The 19,277-nt window shown below is 60.1% G+C and carries 19 protein-coding genes; 10 read left to right on the forward strand and 9 right to left on the reverse strand.

Annotated elements, in window-relative coordinates:
• Positions 1-9: 9 nt before the first annotated feature.
• Both LOY52_RS10035 and LOY52_RS10040 read right to left on the reverse strand, forming a co-directional pair.
• Entirely contained in the window at positions 10-831 is an 822-nt protein-coding gene (locus LOY52_RS10035; protein ID WP_258679323.1) for an aldo/keto reductase, read from the reverse strand.
• A 164-nt stretch (positions 832-995) separates the two neighbouring features.
• Positions 996-2,144: an aldose epimerase family protein gene (locus tag LOY52_RS10040; RefSeq protein ID WP_258679324.1), complete on the reverse strand. Its 1,149-nt coding sequence runs from the start codon at positions 2,142-2,144 to the stop codon at positions 996-998.
• A gap of 342 nt (positions 2,145-2,486) precedes the next feature.
• Between LOY52_RS10040 and LOY52_RS10045 the strand changes: the two genes are divergently transcribed.
• From LOY52_RS10045 to LOY52_RS10055, 3 genes are all read left to right on the forward strand, one after another.
• Positions 2,487-3,236 (forward strand): hypothetical protein, encoded by a 750-nt coding sequence (locus tag LOY52_RS10045; protein WP_258679325.1) that lies wholly within the window; start codon positions 2,487-2,489, stop codon positions 3,234-3,236.
• A 177-nt stretch (positions 3,237-3,413) separates the two neighbouring features.
• Entirely contained in the window at positions 3,414-4,625 is a 1,212-nt protein-coding gene (locus LOY52_RS10050) for an MFS transporter (protein WP_258679326.1), read from the forward strand.
• Between the two features lie 207 nt (positions 4,626-4,832).
• On the forward strand, positions 4,833-5,618 hold the full coding sequence (locus LOY52_RS10055) for a sulfite exporter TauE/SafE family protein (protein ID WP_064586898.1): 786 nt from the start codon (positions 4,833-4,835) through the stop codon (positions 5,616-5,618).
• A gap of 68 nt (positions 5,619-5,686) precedes the next feature.
• Here LOY52_RS10055 and LOY52_RS10060 read toward each other — a convergent pair whose 3' ends face one another.
• Positions 5,687-6,160 (reverse strand): GNAT family N-acetyltransferase, encoded by a 474-nt coding sequence (locus tag LOY52_RS10060; protein WP_258679327.1) that lies wholly within the window; start codon positions 6,158-6,160, stop codon positions 5,687-5,689.
• Between the two features lie 209 nt (positions 6,161-6,369).
• Here LOY52_RS10060 and LOY52_RS10065 point away from each other — a divergent pair, with 209 nt between their 5' ends.
• Positions 6,370-6,942, forward strand: coding sequence for a DUF4174 domain-containing protein (locus LOY52_RS10065; RefSeq protein ID WP_258679329.1), 573 nt, complete (start codon positions 6,370-6,372; stop codon positions 6,940-6,942).
• A gap of 138 nt (positions 6,943-7,080) precedes the next feature.
• Here the strand turns inward: LOY52_RS10065 and ampC are convergent, their stop codons facing one another.
• Positions 7,081-8,247, reverse strand: coding sequence for a class C beta-lactamase (gene ampC / locus LOY52_RS10070; protein WP_258679330.1), 1,167 nt, complete (start codon positions 8,245-8,247; stop codon positions 7,081-7,083).
• Positions 8,248-8,407: 160 nt separating this feature from the next.
• Here ampC and LOY52_RS10075 point away from each other — a divergent pair, with 160 nt between their 5' ends.
• On the forward strand, positions 8,408-9,280 hold the full coding sequence (locus tag LOY52_RS10075) for a LysR family transcriptional regulator (RefSeq protein WP_258679332.1): 873 nt from the start codon (positions 8,408-8,410) through the stop codon (positions 9,278-9,280).
• A gap of 108 nt (positions 9,281-9,388) precedes the next feature.
• Here the strand turns inward: LOY52_RS10075 and gudD are convergent, their stop codons facing one another.
• Positions 9,389-10,732: a glucarate dehydratase gene (gene gudD / locus LOY52_RS10080; protein WP_258679333.1), complete on the reverse strand. Its 1,344-nt coding sequence runs from the start codon at positions 10,730-10,732 to the stop codon at positions 9,389-9,391.
• Between the two features lie 34 nt (positions 10,733-10,766).
• Positions 10,767-12,113, reverse strand: a complete 1,347-nt coding sequence (locus LOY52_RS10085; RefSeq protein WP_258679335.1) for an MFS transporter — start codon at positions 12,111-12,113, stop codon at positions 10,767-10,769.
• A 366-nt stretch (positions 12,114-12,479) separates the two neighbouring features.
• Here LOY52_RS10085 and LOY52_RS10090 point away from each other — a divergent pair, with 366 nt between their 5' ends.
• Together LOY52_RS10090 and LOY52_RS10095 are read left to right on the forward strand one after the other, a co-directional pair.
• Positions 12,480-13,193, forward strand: a complete 714-nt coding sequence (locus LOY52_RS10090; RefSeq protein WP_258679336.1) for a FadR/GntR family transcriptional regulator — start codon at positions 12,480-12,482, stop codon at positions 13,191-13,193.
• A 92-nt stretch (positions 13,194-13,285) separates the two neighbouring features.
• Positions 13,286-13,516, forward strand: coding sequence for a hypothetical protein (locus LOY52_RS10095; RefSeq protein ID WP_007965409.1), 231 nt, complete (start codon positions 13,286-13,288; stop codon positions 13,514-13,516).
• Between the two features lie 183 nt (positions 13,517-13,699).
• Here the strand turns inward: LOY52_RS10095 and LOY52_RS10100 are convergent, their stop codons facing one another.
• The gene (locus LOY52_RS10100; RefSeq protein WP_258679338.1) at positions 13,700-14,593 is read right to left on the reverse strand and encodes a DMT family transporter; all 894 of its coding nucleotides are present in this window, start codon (positions 14,591-14,593) and stop codon (positions 13,700-13,702) included.
• Between the two features lie 101 nt (positions 14,594-14,694).
• On the opposite strand from LOY52_RS10100, the gene LOY52_RS10105 reads away from it, so the two are divergent.
• Positions 14,695-15,558 (forward strand): LysR family transcriptional regulator, encoded by an 864-nt coding sequence (locus tag LOY52_RS10105; protein ID WP_258679846.1) that lies wholly within the window; start codon positions 14,695-14,697, stop codon positions 15,556-15,558.
• A 118-nt stretch (positions 15,559-15,676) separates the two neighbouring features.
• Here the strand turns inward: LOY52_RS10105 and yegQ are convergent, their stop codons facing one another.
• A complete protein-coding gene (gene yegQ / locus LOY52_RS10110) occupies positions 15,677-17,011 on the reverse strand; it encodes a tRNA 5-hydroxyuridine modification protein YegQ (protein WP_258679339.1) in 1,335 nt (444 codons plus the stop codon).
• Positions 17,012-17,203: 192 nt separating this feature from the next.
• On the opposite strand from yegQ, the gene LOY52_RS10115 reads away from it, so the two are divergent.
• Both LOY52_RS10115 and LOY52_RS10120 read left to right on the forward strand, forming a co-directional pair.
• Complete coding sequence (locus tag LOY52_RS10115; RefSeq protein WP_258679340.1) at positions 17,204-17,890, forward strand: cysteine hydrolase family protein; 687 nt, start codon at positions 17,204-17,206, stop codon at positions 17,888-17,890.
• Positions 17,891-18,007: 117 nt separating this feature from the next.
• Positions 18,008-19,069: an AI-2E family transporter gene (locus tag LOY52_RS10120; RefSeq protein ID WP_258679341.1), complete on the forward strand. Its 1,062-nt coding sequence runs from the start codon at positions 18,008-18,010 to the stop codon at positions 19,067-19,069.
• On the opposite strand, the gene LOY52_RS10125 is transcribed toward LOY52_RS10120, so the two are convergent.
• A complete protein-coding gene (locus LOY52_RS10125; RefSeq protein WP_258679342.1) occupies positions 19,066-19,248 on the reverse strand; it encodes a hypothetical protein in 183 nt (60 codons plus the stop codon). The two genes, LOY52_RS10120 and LOY52_RS10125, sit on opposite strands and share 4 nt — an antisense overlap.
• Positions 19,249-19,277: the final 29 nt, after the last annotated feature.

Genomic DNA, 19,277 nt, shown 5'->3' on the forward strand with positions numbered 1-19,277 from the left:
CCCAGCGACTCAGACCATCGCCAGCCGCTGCTTGCGTTGTGGCGCTTTGAATACCTGGTCCAGCGCCGCCAGATCCCCGGCATCCAGTTGCAACTGCGCCGCTTGTGCATTGAGTTGCACGTGTTCCGGTCGCACAGCCTTGGGAATCGCAATCACACCATCCTGACGCAGAATCCACGCCAGTGAAACCTGTGCCGGGGTCACGTTGTGACGGGCGGCAATCTTGTTCAGTACCGGTTCGGCCAGCATCGCGCCGCCCTGACCGATCGGGCAGTACGCCATCAACGGCATACGCTGTTGTTGGCACCATGGCAGCAAGTCGAATTCGACGCCGCGCTCTTCCAGGTTGTACAGCACCTGATTGGTGGCGCAGGCAGGATTGGCCAGCTCTTCGAGGTCATCGACGTCGAAATTCGACACGCCCCAACGGCCGATCTTGCCGTCCTCGCGCAGGCGTTCGAAGGCTTCGACGGTTTCTTCCAGCGGATACTGGCCGCGCCAATGCAGCAGATAGAGGTCGATGTAGTCGGTGTCGAGCCGGCGCAGACTGCGCTCGCAGGCTTGCGGGATGCCTTTGCGGCTGGCGTTGTGCGGGTAGACCTTGCTCACCAGAAACACTTGGTCGCGCAGACCGGCGATGGCTTCGCCGACCAAGCTTTCGGCGCCACCTTCGGCGTACATTTCTGCAGTGTCGATGAGGGTCATGCCCAGTTCGATGCCTTGGCGCAGCGCGGACACTTCTCGCGGGTGCGCCGAGCGATCCTCGCCCATGCGCCAGGTGCCCTGGCCGATCACCGGAACCTGCACGCCTGCCAGTTCAAGGGTACGCATTCAAACCTCCTGTGCTGATGGTCATACCTTAGTGGGCAGCAGGATAGCGCAGGGGTTCCATGGGGCTCAAAAGCAAAAGATCGCAGCCTTCGGCAGCTCCTACAGGAGGGATGGGGTCCCACTGTAGGAGCTGCCGCAGGCTGCGATCTCTTGATCTTCAGCTTTTACCTGGCAGAAAACTTCAACACCACGCTATGGCTGTAAGTCTGCCCCGGATCCAGCCGCGTGCTCGGGAAGTCCGGCTGATTCGGCGCATCCGGATAGTGCTGGGTCTCCAGGGTAAACGCACCCCAGTGCGGATAAACCTTGCCACCCTTGCCCTTGACCGTGCCGTCGAGGAAGTTACTGGTATAGAACTGCACACCAGGCTCGCTGGTGAACAACTGCAAATGCCGCCCTGACTGCGGATCGCTGACCTCGGCGGCGACTTTGCTCACATCACCTTTGGTATCCAGCACCCAGTTGAAATCGAAGCCGCCCTGTTTCGGTTCGGCGAATTTCAGCTGCGGGTGATCGGCCTTGATGTGCGTGCCGATCGCGGTGGGTTTGGTGAAGTCCATCGGCGTGCCGGCCACTGGCGCCAGTTCGCCGGTCGGGATCAGTTTGCCGGTGACCGGGGTGTAATGGCTGGCGTGCAAGGTGGCAACCTGCTTGAGGATGTCGCCATTGCCGGCACCGGCGAGGTTGAAGTAGCTGTGGTTGGTCAGGTTGAGCACGGTCGGCTTATCGGTGCTGGCCTTATAGTCGATGCGCAACTCGTTGCTGTCGGTCAGGCGGTAGGTCACTTCGGTGGTGAGGTTGCCGGGGAAGCCCATTTCACCGTCTGCCGACAGATAGGTGAGGGTCACGCCGACGGAATCCTTGTCCTTGGTTTCCTGCGCTTTCCAGACCTTCTTGTCGAAACCCTGAGTACCGCCATGCAAGGCGTTGGACTTGTCGTTCTGCGGCACCTGATAGCGCTTGCCGTCGAGTTCGAACGCGCCGTCCGCGAGGCGATTACCGAAACGGCCGATGGTCGCGCCGAAATACGCCGTGCCTTTCTGGTAACCCTGAACATCGTCGAAACCCAGCACCACATCGGCGGCTTTGCCGTGTTTGTCCGGCACCAGCAGCGATTGCAGGGTGGCGCCGTAGGTGATGACGGTCGCCTGCATGCCGTGGCTGTTGCGCAGGATGTATTGCTCAACGGGCGTGCCGTCATTGGTTTTGCCAAAGGCTTTGTGTTCGGCGGTCAGGCCGGCCGCGTTGGCGGAGAGGGTGGCGATCATCAGGGACAGTCCGAGGCCGGAGAGCAGGTGACGTGATTGAAGCATGGTTGACCTTCCTTTTTGTTGTTGTTTTCAAAACACCATGACTCCCTGTAGGAGCTGCCGCAGGCTGCGATCTTTTGACTTTTGTTTTTAGAATCACAATCAAAAGATCGCAGCCTTCGGCAGCTCCTACAGGGAACTAGTCAATCTATTTTGGTTGTTAGTGAAGGTTTATAGCTGATTGATCGTTTATTTCAATAATAAAGACTGACTAATTAGCTTGGCATCGTTCGCCGCCAATCAGCCGGCCCAACCCGCCACTGCACTTTTTCGCAATTACCGGCTCTATCCATGGCCAGGATGCGGCGACGCCCGCCGCACAGGAATGTGCCTTTTCGAGAATTCATGCCGAGAGCTTTTCACCCGATCGCCCGATTTGTTCGCCGCCCGTGCCTGTTGCTGACCTGCCTGTCATTGCTGTTTGTCAGCGGTTGCACGCACCAGACTGGCAACGGTTTCATCGCTCAGATGCGTGACGGTCAACCGCAGGAATTCCTGCAGACCAGTGTCGACCGCATGGCCACATTGGCGATGCGCGACAACCTCAACAGTCTTTATCGGTTGATGGGCAAGCTGTATTTGCGCAACCCGGAAGAGCTGCGCAAGTCGGGGTTCCTCGACATCAACACTGCGGTAAAACAGGTGCGCCTGGCCGTCGAGCAGCAACAACCGTTGCCGGTGCTGGGCGGGCGCAAGGATCTGGCGGCGCTCAGCTATGCGATGAGTCCGGAGTTTCTCGGGGATCGGGTCGGCGCCTTCATCTATGCCATCGGCAGCATGCTGGTTACCGCCCACGGCAATCGCATCGAGTTCTACATGACCGATGCGATCAACCCGACCTTCGTCCACAACGCCGCGCGCAACATCGAAAAAGCCACATGGATTCTGGCCCAGCGCCAGAACAAGGAAGGTCAGCCGTTGCTGTTCTCCAACGAAATCTCGGAGGAGGGCAGCAACCTGAGTTTCGCCACCGAGTTCGGCAAGATCGTCGCGCGGCTCGACCTGCTGGCGCAGATGCTTGATGAGCGCTACCGGCGCATTGGCCTGAACTACGCGCAGAGCCTGCTGTTCCTGAATTTCCTCCCGGTGCAATAAAGCGCCCCTTCCCCTGTAGGAGCTGCCGCAGGCTGCGATCTTTTGATTTTGTTTTTTAAGATCAAGATCAAAAGATCGCAGCCTGCGGCAGCTCCTACAGGGAAGTGTTGTCAGTCATGAGGGATAGGTTGTATACAATCCTCCGTCACATTTGACTCAAAGGGAGCTGCACCTGTCATGACCGACTCCGCAAGCACCGAATTCACCCGCATCGACCACGCCACCCGTGCAGAAAAACTGCCCTATGCTGCGTTACTGGCCTTCGCCATGACCGGCTTCATCGCCATCCTCACCGAGACCCTGCCGGCCGGGCTGCTGCCGCAGATTGGCACTGGGCTTGGGGTCAGCGAAGTGCTTGCCGGGCAACTGGTGACGCTGTATGCACTGGGCTCGATTGTCGCGGCGATTCCACTGACCGTCGCCACCCGGGGCTGGCCACGGCGGCGGATGCTGTTGATGACGGTGGGCGGGTTTCTGCTGTTCAACACCGTGACCACGTTCTCCAGCCATTACGGCTTGACCCTGGCGTCGCGGTTTCTCGCCGGGATGGCGGCAGGGCTGTCGTGGGGGATCATGGCCGGCTACGCCCGTGGCATCGTGCCGGTGCACCAGCAGGGACGGGCGTTGGCAATCGCCATGCTCGGCACCCCGGTGGCGCTGTCGCTGGGCACCCCGGCGGGAACCTGGTTGGGCAACCTGATCGGCTGGCGCGCCTCGTTCGGGATCATGTCGGCGCTGGCCCTGGTGCTGGCGGCGTGGATTGTGCTGGCGGTGCCGGATCGTCCCGGCCAGGCCAGCGCCGAACGCCTGCCGTTGGTGCAATCGCTGCGTCTCCCGGGTGTACGGCCGGTGCTGTTCGTGGTGCTGACCTGGATGCTTGGGCACAACATTCTCTACACCTACATTGCGCCGTTCCTGATGCAAGCCGGATTGGCCGAGCGCGTCGATCTGGTGCTGCTGGTGTTCGGCCTGTGTTCGCTGGTGGGGATCTGGATCATTGGCCTGCTGGTGGACCGCTGGTTGCGCTGGCTGACGCTGATCAGCCTCGCGGTGTTTGCCGTGACCGCATTGGTGTTGGCGCTGATGTCCCCGTCGCCGTGGCTGATCTACATCTGCATGGCCGTGTGGGGCCTGTCATTTGGTGGTTCGGCGACGTTGCTGCTGACGGCGGCGGATTCGGCCGGCGAGCATGTGGACGTGGTGCAGGCGATGCTCACTACATCGTGGAACGTGGCGATTGCCGGCGGCGGCCTGTTTGGCGGGTTGTTGCTGGATCGGGCGGGCGCGATGTCGTTTCCATGGGCATTGTTGATCCTGTCGCTGATCGCGCTGGCGACGGTGTGGATCAACCGTCATCACAGTTTCAAACCGGGCCGGCGCCAGCACTGAACCACACCTCCACTGTAGGAGCTGCCGAAGGCTGCGATCTTTTGATCTTGATTTAAAAGACAAGCAAAAGATCGCAGCCTTCGGCAGCTCCTACAGTGTTAGATGTGGTAAACGGGCATAACGATAGACCGCATCGATATATGTGGTTATATGAAAAATCGCTATGCTGCGGGCCAGATTTTTCCTGTCGTTTTTCTGGACGTCTTAATGGAATTGGCAAATTTCGGCCTGGTGATTGCCGGGCTGGTGGTGGGTTTTATTGTCGGCATGACCGGTGTCGGCGGCGGTTCGTTGATGACGCCGATCCTGCTGTGGTTCGGCATCAACCCGGCAACAGCGGTGGGCACTGACCTGCTGTACGCGGCCATTACCAAATCCAGTGGCGTGCTGGTGCACAAGAAGAACAACAACATCGACTGGGCCATCACCGGATGGCTGACCCTCGGCAGCGTGCCGGCAGTCGCCATGACTTTGTGGTTTCTCAGCACGCTGCACACCGCGCCCGAGGCGATGAACGCGATCATCAAACAGGCCTTGGGCTTCGTGCTGTTCGCCACGGCGCTGGCGATTCTGTTCAAGAAGCGCCTGCTCGAATTCGCCCACAAACGCGCTGGCGGCAACTACAACCCGAGCGGCGCTCGCCTGAACGTAATGACGGTGATCACCGGGCTGATCCTCGGCACCATGGTCGCCCTGACCTCGATCGGCGCCGGCGCCCTTGGCACCGTCGCGTTGTTCATCCTCTATCCGCTGCTGCCGACCCGGCGTCTGGTCGGCACCGAAATCGCCCACGCCGTGCCGCTGACGCTGGTTGCCGGTCTGGGCCACGCGAGCATGGGCAACATGGACTGGGGCGTGTTGGGCTTTCTGCTGATGGGCTCGTTGCCGGGCATCTGGCTGGGCAGCCACCTGACCGGGCGCATTTCCGATGAATTGCTGCGTCCGTGCCTGGCGACCATGCTGCTGTTGATCGGCTATAAACTGGCGTTCTGATGTAGGAGCTGCCGAAGGCTGCGATCTTTTGACCTTCAAAATCAAAGGATCGCAGCCTGCGGCAGCTCCTACACTGGGGTATGAAGGATGTTGAATTTCATGACGGTCACCGGCAAATCCTCGTAGACCAGATCCTCGACCACCTCCCAACCCAACCGCGCATACAGCGCTTGCGCAGCGTCGGTGTACAGATACAACGTCTGTACGCCCAACGCCCTGGCTTCTTCGACAATCCGATTGACCAGTTGCGAAGCAATTCCGCGTCCGCGTTCTTCGGCTTTCACGTAGACGCCCGCCAGCCACGGCGTCAGTTGCGGGCGGATCTTCATGTCGCTGTCGATCAGCAGCGCGCCGCCGAGCAATCTGCCGTCTTCAATGGCCACCACCACGCTGGGAACCGCACCCTTGCCGCAGGCCGCGCGCATCCGCTCGGTGCGGGCTTCAAGGGTATCGCCGTCACGGAATTCGCCCCACTCCTTGAAATTGAGCGCAGCCAGTTCCTCAATCAAATGCGGGTGATCGCACAGGTAGTCGATGTGCATGGGTTGAACTCCATTTCGTGGGCAGAACGACCACCCTAATGCGCTCATAAAAGGTAATCAAATCCGCGTCACGATTATGCCGACGCAGTTGCGCAATGACGTGGCTGACCTAAGCTTCTGACAAGGCGAAACATATTTGCCGGGCACGAACCCGGAACAATCGCCGCGATGCGCAATCATTAGAGCGTGGATATCAAAAGGAGATGCGCATGCTCATCAGGTCACTGACCCTGACACTCTTGCTGGCGATTGCCGGCCCCTTGTTCGCCGTTGACAATGACTCGCCCATAGCCGGGGATATGGGACGGGCCCGACCGTTGATCGTGATCGCACAAAGCACCGTCGACCCGGTGTGGGTGGGGCTGAAAAAGTCGCTGGAAGATCCGGCGAACAAGAAGGGCGTCGCCGACCGCAACATCAAGGTCTACACCATCCTCAATATGGCCGGACAACTCGATGGCAAGGATCTCGGCCAGCAAGACACCATGGCTTTGCTGCGGTCGCTGAAACTCGGTGCCGGCGCGTACCCTAAAGTGTTCCTGCTGGGCAAGGACGGCGAGACCAAACTCTCGGCCTCGGGCGATGAGGCGAAATCGGTGGACCTGAAGAAAATCTTCGACACGGTTGATGCATTGCCGGCCAGCGAAAAGGAAATCAGCGCACCGACGGTCGCTGAAACCAAGGCCACGGCCGCTGAACCGGCAGCCAAGAAAGGCGAGAAGGGCGCCAAGGCGAGCAAACCGGCGAAACCGAGCAAGCCACCGGAAATGCCGGATGATTGATGGCATGGCCTGAACCAAAAAAATGGGCGACCTCTGCAGGTCGCCCATTTTTATTGCCCGCCCAAAAAGATCGCAGCCTGCGGCAGCTCCTACATGGGATCGGTGTAGGAGCTGCCGAAGGCTGCGATCTTTTGATTTTCAGTCGGTCAAAACGCTGAGGATCGTGTGAGCAATCTTCACCCGCTCCGGAATCGGAAAGTTCTTGTTCGCCAGAATCACTACGCCGACATCCTTCGACGGCACAAACGCCACGTAACTGCCAAAACCACCCGTAGATCCGGTTTTGTTCAGCAGCACATTATCCACCTGCGGCTGTGGCGGGTTGAGCCACTGCACCTTGTGCGGCTGCATGGCCATTTCCGTGCTGTTGCCGGCCAGCAAGCGGTCGAGGCTGATCGGGTAACGGTACATTTCCCAACCCAGGCCCTGGGTCATGTCGCCGACGCTGTAATAACCGGTGTGGGTGTTGGCAATGGCTTGTTGCAGCGGCGTTTCAAGGCTTGCCGGTTTCAGGTTGGCCTGCACGTATCGCAACATGTCGGCGGCGCTGGTTTTCACGCCGTAGGCTTCTGAATCCATGGCGCCCGGGGTGACGCGCACCGGTTGGTTGTTTTTGTCGTAGCCCTGCGCGTACAGGCTCATTTGCGTTTTCGGCACCTGCAGGTAGGTGTGTTGCAGGCCGAGTTTCGGCAGCAGGGTTTCGATCAGCGCCTGATCATAGGGCTGGCCAAGGGTCTTGGCGGCCAGATAACCGAACAGGCCCAGGCTGGGGTTGGAATACAGACGCTGGCTGCCAGCCGGGAAGCCCGGTTTCCATTGTTGGTAATAGCCGAGCATCTTGTCCGCCGAATCCCACTCGTCAGGGAATTGCAGCGGCAGGCCGCCGGCGCTGTAGGTGCCCAGTTGCAGCACGCTGATATTGTCGAAAGCGCTGCCCTTGAGTTCCGGCCAGAGTTGGCTGGCCTTGGCCGAAAGGTCGAGTTTGCCGGTCGCCTGCGCATAGCCGGCCAGGGTCGCGGCAAAGGTTTTACTCACCGAGCCGATTTCGAACAGGGTGTTTTCGCTGACTTTCTGCCCGGTATCCTTGGCGGCGACGCCGTAATTAAAGTAATGCGGTTGACCGTTGATGGTGATGGCGACGGCAAGGCCGGGGATGTTCTGCTGCTGCATCACCGGGGTGACGGCTTTGTTCATCAGGGTTTGCAGTTGCTCGTCGCTGGGTGTGGCGGCGATGCACGCGGCAGCGCCGAAAAACAGGCCAAAAGCGCTGCAGGAAATGACTTTGCTCGGGTTGATGAAGGACATGAGTGAACCACTCTCCATGAGTGTTGAGGGTGATATCCCGCTACACTGCGGGCAATCGCAAGGTTGGGCAGCTGATCAGCGCCGACAATTTAGGCAGTCTGGCACTCGTCGACAAACGATGAAATTTCGGATGAGCCATTAGAAAAATTTGGGACTGGGCATGATTCGACCTCAACTGCCGCTCAATGCACTGCGTGCGTTCGAAGCTTCGGCGCGGCATCTGAGCTTTACCCGTGCCGCCGTGGAGTTATGCGTGACTCAAGCGGCGGTGAGCCATCAGGTGAAAAGCCTCGAAGCGCAACTCAACGTCACCCTGTTCAAACGCCTGCCCCGCGGGCTGATGCTGACCAGTGAAGGCGAGACCCTGTTGCCGGTTTTGACCACGTCGTTCGATCATATCGCGCAGATGCTCGAGCGGCTGGCCGGCGGTCAGTATCGGGAAATGTTGACCGTGGGTGCCGTCGGAACCTTTGCGGTCGGTTGGTTGCTGCCACGGCTGCCAGACTTCCAGGCGAAACATCCGCTCATAGATTTGCGGCTGTCGACTCACAACAACCGGGTCGACGTCGCGGCTGAGGGGCTGGATTACGCGATTCGATTTGGCGCCGGAGCGTGGCACGGCATCGAGGCCACGCGCCTGCTCGATGCGCCATTGTCGGTGCTGTGCGTGCCGGAAATTGCCCGGCAGTTGCATACCCCGGGTGATCTGCTGCAACAGCGCTTGCTGCGTTCCTATCGCACAGATGAATGGCCGGAGTGGTTTCACGCCGCCGGCCTGGCGACCCACGCGGCACCGCCGCAGAGCATTGTCTTCGATTCGTCGCTGGCGATGATGGAAGCCGCGCTGCAGGGCAGCGGGGTAGCGTTGGCACCGCCGCTGATGTTCGCCCGGCAACTGGCTTCGGACGTGATTCGTCAGCCGTTTGCGATTGAAATCACCACCGGCAGTTATTGGCTGACGCGCTTGCAGTCACGGCCGGAGACGGCGGCGATGACGGCGTTCAAAAACTGGCTGCTACAAATCTCTGGTTAATACAACTCCATTGTAGGAGCTGCCGCAGGCTGCGATCTTTTGACTTTGATTTTTGAAGATCAAGATCAAAAGATCGCAGCCTGCGGCAGCTCCTACAGGGGGAAGGCATCAGCGCACCAGACACGGCCGCTTGTTATCGAACGTCCACCCCGGAATCAAAAACTGCATCGCCACGCTGTCATCCCGCGCGCCGAGCCCCATGCCTTTGTACAGCTCGTGAGCCTTGGCCAATTGATCCATGTCCAGCTCCACCCCCAGCCCCGGTTTCTGCGGCACTTGCACGCAACCGTCGACAATTTGCAGCGGTGCCTTGGTCAGGCGCTGACCGTCCTGCCAGATCCAGTGCGTGTCGATGGCGGTGATGTCGCCCGGTGCCGCCGCCGCGACATGGGTGAACATCGCCAGCGAGATATCGAAGTGGTTGTTGGAGTGTGAGCCCCAGGTCAGGCCCCACTCATGGCACAACTGCGCGACACGTACCGAGCCTTGCATGGTCCAGAAGTGCGGGTCGGCCAGAGGAATGTCCACCGACTGCAACTGAATGGCGTGGCCCATCTCGCGCCAGTCGGTGGCGATCATGTTGGTCGCCGTCTTCAGCCCGGTTGCGCGGCGGAACTCGGCCATGACTTCGCGCCCCGAGTAACCGTTTTCCGCACCGCACGGGTCTTCGGCGTAAGCCAGCACCTTATGTTGATCGCGGCACAGGCGGATCGCTTCTTTCAGTGACCAGGCGCCGTTCGGATCGAGGGTGATGCGTGCCTCGGGAAAGCGTTCGGCCAGAGCCGTCACGGCTTCGATTTCCGCGTCGCCACTGAGCACGCCGCCCTTGAGTTTGAAGTCCTGGAAACCGTATTTCGCCTGGGCCGCTTCAGCCAGGCGCACCACCGCTTCGGCGCTCATGGCTTTCTCGTGACGGACGCGGAACCAGTCGTTATCGGCATCCGGTTCGCTGCGGTAGGCGAGGTCGGTCTCGCGTTGATCGCCGACATAAAACAGATAACCGAGCATCTTCACTTGGTCGCGTTGCTGGCCTTCGCCGAGCAGCGCCGCGACCGGTACGTCGAGGTGTTGCCCGAGCAGGTCGAGCAGGGCGGCTTCGAGTCCGGTGACCGCGTGGATGGTGATACGCAGGTCGAACGTCTGCAGGCCACGGCCGCCGGCATCGCGCTCGGCGAAGGTCTGGCGCACCTGATTGAGGATTTTCTGATAGTTGCCGATCGCGTTGCCGAGCACCAGGCTGCGGGCGTCTTCCAGCGTCTGGCGGATGCGCTCGCCACCGGGCACTTCACCGACGCCAGTGTGGCCGGCGTTGTCCTTGAGAATGACGATATTGCGGGTGAAAAACGGCCCGTGGGCGCCGCTCAGGTTGAGCAGCATGCCGTCGTGGCCGGCCACGGGAATCACCTGCATTTCAGTGATGATTGGCGCTTTGGCAGTGTCGTGTGCGGTCATGTTTTTATCCTTGTCAGCATCTTTAAAAAGGAAGTCATGCGTGCTTTGGCGCGGCCTCGGCCACGGCGAGGTCAGCAGCGGGTTTCGGGGTGGTGCGTGCAGCGAAGACGATGATCGCGGCGATGATCGAGGTCGCGGCCAGGCCGTAGAGGCCGCCCTGAATCGAGCCGGTGTGTTCTTCGAGCAGGCCGAAGGTGGTCGGCGCGACGAAGCCGCCGAGGTTGCCGACTGAATTGATCAACGCAATTACTGCCGCAGCGATCCTTGCGTCCAGATACGCCTGCGGAATCGGCCAAAACAACGATGAGGCGGACTTGAAGCCCAGCGCGGCAAAACAGATCGCGACAAAGGCGAAGATCGGCCCGCCGGTAGTGGACATGAACATCCCCGCCGCGGCGATCAACAACGCGGTGGCGACCCAGGCCTGCTGGTGCTTCCACTTGGCCGAGAAGGCGGCGAAGGCGTACATGCCGACGATCGACAGCAACCACGGAATCGAATTGAACAGCCCGACCTGGAAATCGCTCATCTCGCCCATTTTCTTGATGATGCTCGGCAGCCAGAACGTCGCGGCGTAGATGGTCAGTTGAATGAAAAAGTAGATCAGGCAGAACAGAATGATCTGCCGGTCCTTGAGCAGTTTGCCCATCGATGGGCGGATCGGCGTCGCGGCTTCGCGGGCCTTCTGTTCATCATCGATGGCGCTGACCAGTGCGTCCTGTTCGGCGCGGGTCAGCCATTTTGCGTCGTGCGGTTTGGCGTCGAGCCAGAACCACACGAACACACACAGCCCCACGGAAAACATCCCCTCGATGAAGTACATCCATTGCCAGCCGTGCAGGCCCAGGCCGTTGATCTGCAAGAGCAGGCCGGACAACGGGCCGGAGATCAGCGAGGCGACTGCTGACCCGCTGAGGAAAATCGCGATCGCCTTGCCGCGTTCGGCACCCGGCAGCCAGCGGGTGAAGTAGTAGATCACCCCGGGAAAGAACCCGGCTTCGGCCACGCCGAGTAGAAAGCGCAGGATGTAAAAGTGCGTTTCGTTCTGGATGAACGCCATGCCGGCGGCGACCAGGCCCCAGGTAAGCATGATGCGGGTGAGCCAGATACGCGCGCCGACTTTCTGCAAAAGCATGTTGGACGGCACTTCGAACAGCGCGTAACCGATGAAGAACAGACCGGCGCCGAAGCCGTAGGCGGCAGCCCCGATGCCCAGATCATGTTCCATGTGAGTGCGGACGAAACCGATGTTCACCCGGTCAATGTAATTGACGATGAACATGATCACGAAGAGCGGCAGGACGTGGCGTTTCACTTTCGAGATGGCGGACGCGAGTGTCGAATCGACGCCCTCGTTCATCCCGGAGACGGAGGTTTTCACTTGGTTTTCTCCCACTGATTATTTTTATGCGGGGTAGGGCTCGGTGCAGCGTTGTTGCTAGACATCATACAACTGAGATTTTTTGTCCTACAAGTGGGGCGTAGCGATTAAATTTGTCTGGCGGGCAGATTTCTTATTTCTTTTTAGCGGATTCACCCGTTTTTATTGGGTTGGATTGCTTGCGTCAGACGCGTTTCATGGTTTTTCATGTCAACGTTCAAACAGATCAGCCACCTTGCCTATTCCGTTTTTTAGAATTTTATTGAATGTTGTCATACAAGTTGATGGCTGTTTCAGCACTAAAATCGATCTCGTCAGCCACCGCGCAGTGCTACGATCGACAAGCCCCGATGACCGGAACTGATCATGCAAGAAGACCTCGACGCCCCTGCGCCCAAACGTGCACACAACCTCGCACACGATCTGGTGGAGAAACTTACCCAGAGCATCCTGCTTGGCCAGTTGTCGCCCGGCGACAAGCTGCCGTCGGAGAACGCCATCGTTCAGGAGCACGGCGTCAGTCGCACGGTGGTGCGCGAAGCGATTTCCAAGTTGCAGGCCTCGGGCCTGGTCGAGACGCGGCACGGCATCGGCAGTTTCGTCATCGAGCGTGCTGCCGAGCAGGGCTTGCGCCTGAATGTCGATACGGCGCTCGGGGTGCGCAGCATTCTTGAATTGCGCATGGGCCTGGAGACACAGGCCGCGGCGTTGGCGGCGCTACGGCGCAGTGAGCAGCAATTGCTGCAGATGCGTCAGGCGCTGGATGACTATCAGCGTCTGCTGGACAGCAATGACAGTTGTGTCGAGGCTGATCGACGTTTTCATCTGCTGATCGCCGAAGCCACCGGCAATGTCTGCTTCAGCGAAATCATGCAGCACCTGGGCAGCGCGATGATTCCGCGTCAGCGGCTCAATGCCGCCGAGCGTGGCGCGGCGGATCTGAGCAAGCTGGGGCAGTTGGCCCATCTGGAGCACGAAGCGATCCTGAATGCGATCAAGCGGCAGGATCCGGACGCGGCGCGTGCGGCCATGTGGCTGCACCTGACCAACAGCCGTGACCGCTTCAGTGCGCAGGGCTGATTGCCGTTGGTCTGTTCGATAGCACCGCCTGCGCAGGCACGCTTCCAAACAGTATGGCCCGGGTTCTCCGGACCTCCCTGGTGAGGTGTGTCATGGCTAACGATTTGCTGTTTCAAGGTGGTGTGCTGCCGACCGATCCAACCCGTCCGGTGCCCGGCACGGATGAGCCGACACTGGCCGATCACGATGCGCCGCCGGGCATGAGCCCGGGACGTGATCCGTTGAGTGATGCCGATCGTCCGGAAGACTGGAAGGACCCGGCGGCGGACGATGATGTGCCGCCGGCGGATGAGCCGACGCCGTTGTCGGATGATCGCAGGTAGTGAAAACCCGGCCTTGGTGCCGGGTTTTTTGTGGGCGGTCAGTTAAAGGGGGGCTGTGGGCCTCATCGCGGGCAAGCCCGCTCCCACAGTGGTCGGTGGTGGCATGGGATTTTGTGTTCGAGACATATCCTGTGGGAGCTGGCTTGCCAGCGATGAGGCCGCAACGTCGCTGAAGATCATGGTTCAGACTTCTATTGCGCGCACCACCACCCGCCGCTCCAGATTCAACGCCAGCACACTGATCAGCACCACCGCTGACCCCACCAGCACCATCAGCGTCGGTCGCTCGCCCAACCCCAGCGAAGCAATCCCCATCGCCGTCGGTGGTATCAGGTACAACGTCATCGTCGCCCGGCTCAAGTCCACATGTTTGAGCACAAAGCCCCAGGCCAGATAGGCCAGTGCACTGGGAAATACCCCCAGCGCCAGCACTGCCCATTGCACTCTTAGCGGCGCTTGCAACACCGCCGCACTCAGCCCCGGCAGATAAATCAGCAACAGCAGCGTCCCCGACCACACCGCATAACACGCCAGACTGAAACCGTCATAACGCCGGGCGTGGTGTTTTTGCAGGGCGAAGTAAATGCTCCATGACAGCGCTGCCAGCAGGATCAGCAAGCCATGCGCGTCGATCTGCCCCAGGCCCTGATCGGCGCTGACCACGATCACCACGCCGACCAGTCCCAGTAACACGCAGCCCCAACGCCAGACACTGACCTGATCCTTGAACACGTAGCGCGCCAGCAGCGTACTGAACAGCGGGCTCGACTGCGCCAGTACGCTGGAGGCGCCGGCACTGACGCTTTGCTGGCCGATGTTCAGCGCCACGTGATGCAGACTGACGGCAAAAAATCCCAATGCGAACAACAGTGGTACATCGCGCCGTTGCGGCAGGCGAATGCCCTTGAACGCCGCGATCACGGCCATGAACAACGACGCCAGGAAAAACCGCAGTAACGCCAGATGTCCGGGGTCGTAGGCTTGCAGGCCGATGTGAATGCCGGTGGGTGAATAGGCCCAGCAGCCGACCACGAAGGCCATGGCCAGAATGATTTTCAAGGGAGAAGGAGACGGCATGATCGGCGCACCGCAAGGGTTGATGCGCCGAGTATCCGGGCGGCGAACAAGTCTCCACAACTGACTTATACTGCGCCGAATGTTCACTTTGAGTGATGAGTATGGAGCTGGCGCAGATCCGCATGTTCAAGACCGTGGCCGACGAGGGCAGCATTGCCCGCGCCGCTGAAAAATTGTTTTGTGTGCCGTCGAACATCACCGCACGGATCAAGGCGCTGGAGGCGGAACTCGGTGTGGCGCTGTTTCTGCGCGAGGGGCGCGGGCTGCGGATCAGCCCGGCGGGGCAGACGTTTCTTGCGTATGCCGAGCGGATTCTGGCGCTGACCGCCGAAGCCAAGCGCGCGCTGGATCCCGCCGCCGAACCGTCCGGCCCGCTGCGTATCGGTGCGATCGAGTCCTCGGCCACCGGGCGCTTGCCGCGGCTGTTGGCCAAGTTTCACCAGCGCTATCCGCAGGTGGCGCTGGAGTTGACCACTGGCACCTGGGGTCAGTTGCTCGACGACACCGTCAGCCATCGCCTCGACGGTGCCATCGTCGCGGTGGACGTCGAGCGCGCGCAACTCAAGCGCACGCCGATGTACCGCGAGGAGTTGCTGCTGATTGCTTCGACTTCGTTCGGCCCGGTGCGCGACATCCACGATCTGCAGGACAAAACCATGTTCATGTGGCCGCAGGGTTGTCCGTATCGGGCAGCGTTGGAGCACTGGTTGTTGCGTCAGGGGCAGGCGCTGCCGATTGTCAGCCTTGCCAGTTACGGGGCGATTGTCGGTTGTGTGAGTGCTGGCGCCGGCGTGGCCTTGGTGCCTAAAGGCGTATTTGAGCAATACGCCAGAGGCGCTGGCTGCGTGGGCTATGAGTTTCCCGAACTGACGGCGATCGACAACCTGTTTTACTGGCACGAAAACGCCGGGGTACACCCGGCGCGTGAGGCGTTTGTGGCGATGTTGCGTGAAGAATTCCTCTGACTCCGCTACACCCGCATTCCCTGTGTAGGAGCTGCCGAAGGCTGCGATCTTTTGACTTTGTTATTGAAGAACAAGATCAAAAGATCGCAGCCTGCGGCAGCTCCTACAGGGGAGGGGGTCAAGGAGTCAGGTCGCGCATCAGCAGGCCAAAGCGCAAATCCACCGCATCCGGAATCGGCAGGTACACCGTGTGGCCATCCCCTGGTGCAACCTCGATCGCTTCACCCTTGGCACTCTGCAACTGGTGCAGATCGAAGTGGAAATTGCCCTTCGGAGTCATCAATTCCAGATGATCGCCCAAGGCAAAACGGTTCTTCACTTTGACCTCGGCCAACCGGTCGCGGCGTTCGCCGGTGAGTTCGCCGACGAATTGCTGACGCTCTGACACCGAGCTGCCGTTCTGATAATTCTGGTATTCGTCATGCACATGGCGACGCAGGAAACCTTCGGTGTAGCCGCGCTGGGCCAGTGATTCCAGATCGGTCATAAGGCTGCGATCGAACTCACGTCCGGCCACTGCATCGTCGATCGCTCGGCGATAGACCTGAGTGGTGCGTGCGCAATAGAAGTGCGATTTGGTCCTGCCCTCAATCTTCAGCGAATGCACGCCCATGCGCGTCAGGCGTTCGACGTGCTGCACCGCGCGCAGATCCTTGGCGTTCATGATGTAGGTGCCGTGCTCGTCTTCAAATGCCGGCATCAACTCATCGGGGCGATTGGCTTCCTGCAGCAGGAACACCTGATCGGTCGGCGCGCCGATGCCCAGGGTCGGCTCCGGCTGGAAGGTGTGCACGATCTCGCCGAGCTGGTTTTCCGTGGCTTGCTGCGCCGAATACTTCCAGCGGCAGGCGTTGGTGCAGGTGCCCTGATTGGCGTCGCGCTTGTTCATGTAGCCCGACAGCAGGCAGCGCCCGGAGTAGGCCATACATAGCGCACCATGGACGAACACCTCCAGCTCCATGCACGGTACCTGTTCACGGATTTCGCCGATTTCTTCCAGCGACAGCTCCCGCGACAGGATGATCCGGCTCAGGCCTTGTTGCTGCCAGAACTCGACGCTCGCCCAGTTCACCGTATTGGCCTGCACCGAGAGGTGGATCGGCATCTGCGGAAAGTGCCGGCGCACCAGCATGATCAATCCCGGATCGGACATGATCAGCGCGTCCGGCGCCATCTCGATCACTGGTGCCAGATCCTTGAGGAAGGTCTTCAGTTTGGCGTTGTGCGGGGCAATGTTGACCACCACGTAGAAGCGCTTGCCCTGGGCCTGCGCTTCGCGAATACCGAGGGCGAGGTTGGCGTGGTCGAATTCGTTGTTGCGCACCCGCAGGCTGTAACGCGGCTGGCCGGCGTAGACCGCATCGGCACCGTAGGCGAAGGCGTAGCGCATGTTCTTCAGGGTGCCGGCAGGGGCGAGCAATTCCGGGGCGGCGAGGGGGAGGTCTGGCTTCATGGCGGCATCGGTCGCAAAAGCGCGGCAGGGTAGGGCAGTGGCAAGTGCGGTTTATTGATCTGGATCTACGTTTGAGTGCGTGGTCTTCATCTGTGCAGAAAGGGCACAGATCATGTGCCGGTTCCACTGTGTTCGGTAAGACGGTGGCTGCGTAACCTTTGCGCATCCACTCAACTGCAACAGGAACTTCCCATGCAGAACTTTACTCGTCGTTTTCTCACCGCTTGTGCATTTTCCGGTGTATTGGCCAGCAGCGCAGCGATGGCCGACAACCACCCGACCATTCGGGCAATGTCCGGCGCGACACCGGTCGATCATCTGCCGGCCGGCAAATCCGCACTGGTGGTGATCGATTTCCAGAATGAATATTTCAGTGGCCGGATGCCGATCCCGGACGGTGCCGCCGCTCTGGCGAAAACCCGTGAGCTGATCAGCTTCGCCGACAGCCACAAGATCCCGGTGTATCACGTGCAGCACGTCGCGCCGGCTGGCTCGCCGGTATTTGCCATCGATGGCGAGACCGTTAAATTTCACAAGGACATGCAGCCACGCCCGCAAGACGTGGTTCTGCAAAAGACCACGGTCAGCGTATTCGTCAGCACCGATCTTGACGAGCGCCTGAAGAAGGCCGGCATCAATACGCTGATCATTTCCGGCCTGATGACTCACGCCTGCGTCGCCGGCGCCGCGCGGGATGCTGCGCCGCTGGGTTACAACGTGATCGTCGCCTCCGACGCCTCGGCCACCCGTGCGATTACCCGCGTCAATGGCTCGTCCATCGACAAGGATTCGCTGCACAAGGCCGCGCTGGCGGAAGTCGAAGACACCTTCGGCGACGTGTTGAGCACTGCGCAGATCGTCAAACTGCCGGTGCGCTGATTAGCCGGGCTGCATCGTCCAGGCAATCTATGCTCCATGAACAAAGATGGCACTCGCGCGCGCCCCGGCTGACTAAGGTTCGGGGCGTGCGAGACGCCTGACTGACATGGATCGGACATGAACGAAAAAACCCTGCAATTCAAATCCCTCACCGTGCTGTTGTTGCTGGTGACGGTCGCCTTCATCTGGATTCTGCTGCCGTTCTACGGCGCGGTGTTCTGGGCGGTGATTCTCGGCATTCTGTTTGCGCCGATGCAGCGCAAGTTACAGCTCAAATTTGGCTGGCGGCGCAACCTGACAGCGCTCTGCACTCTGGGCATCTGCCTGGTGATAGCGATTCTGCCGGTGATCATCCTCAGCATCCTGTTGGTCCAGGAAGGCGCGACGCTGTACAACAACATTGAAAGCGGCCAACTCGACATCGGTGCCTATCTGGCGCAGTTCAAACACAGCCTGCCGCCATACTTTCAGCATCTGCTCGATCGCTTTGGCATGGGCGAACTCAACGGCCTGCGCGAGAAAATCGTCAAGGCGTCGATGCAGGGCAGTCAGGCGCTGGCCAGTCAGGCGTTCAGTTTCGGTCAAGGCACATTCGAGTTCGTGGTCAGCTTCGGCATCATGCTGTACCTGCTGTTTTTCTTTTTGCGTGATGGCGCCGAACTGGTGCGCAAGGTACGCACCGCGGTGCCGCTGGAGGAGAGCCACAAGCGCCGTTTGCAGTTGAAGTTCAACCGGGTGGTGCGCGCGACGGTCAAGGGCAACCTGGTGGTGGCGGTCACTCAAGGGGCATTGGGCGGGGCGATTTTCTGGTTTCTCGATATTCCCAGCGCGTTACTGTGGGCGGTGCTGATGGGCTTCCTGTCGCTGTTGCCGGCGGTGGGTGCGGGGATCGTCTGGGCGCCGGTGGCGGTGTACTTCCTGCTCAGCGGGATGATCTGGCAGGGCGTGGTGCTTGGGTTGTTCGGGGTGTTTGTGATCGGTCTGGTGGACAACGTGCTGCGCCCGATCCTGGTCGGCAAAGACACGCGCATGCCGGATTACATGATCCTCATCTCGACCCTCGGCGGCCTCGCGGTGTTCGGCCTCAACGGTTTCGTGATCGGGCCGCTGATCGCGGCGCTGTTCATGTCGAGCTGGGCGCTGTTCATCGAGACCAAACCGAAGGTCCAGTTGCCTTAAGCGTGGAATGGGCGGCTGACGATTTTCTGCGACAGGGCCTGCGCCGCGGGCAGCGAAGTGAGCGGGCCGCTGATCGGCTCGCCATCGCGCACCAGATACCAGCAGGCGAGCAATCCCGACGCTCTGAGCGATGCGGGAACAGCGCTGCCGACTACCGACATGATTTGAACCTGAGCCATGACAAGTACCTCCATCAATCTGTGGAGCT

The sequence above is a fragment of the Pseudomonas sp. B21-051 genome, assembly GCF_024748795.1.
Taxonomy (GTDB): domain Bacteria; phylum Pseudomonadota; class Gammaproteobacteria; order Pseudomonadales; family Pseudomonadaceae; genus Aquipseudomonas; species Aquipseudomonas putida_A.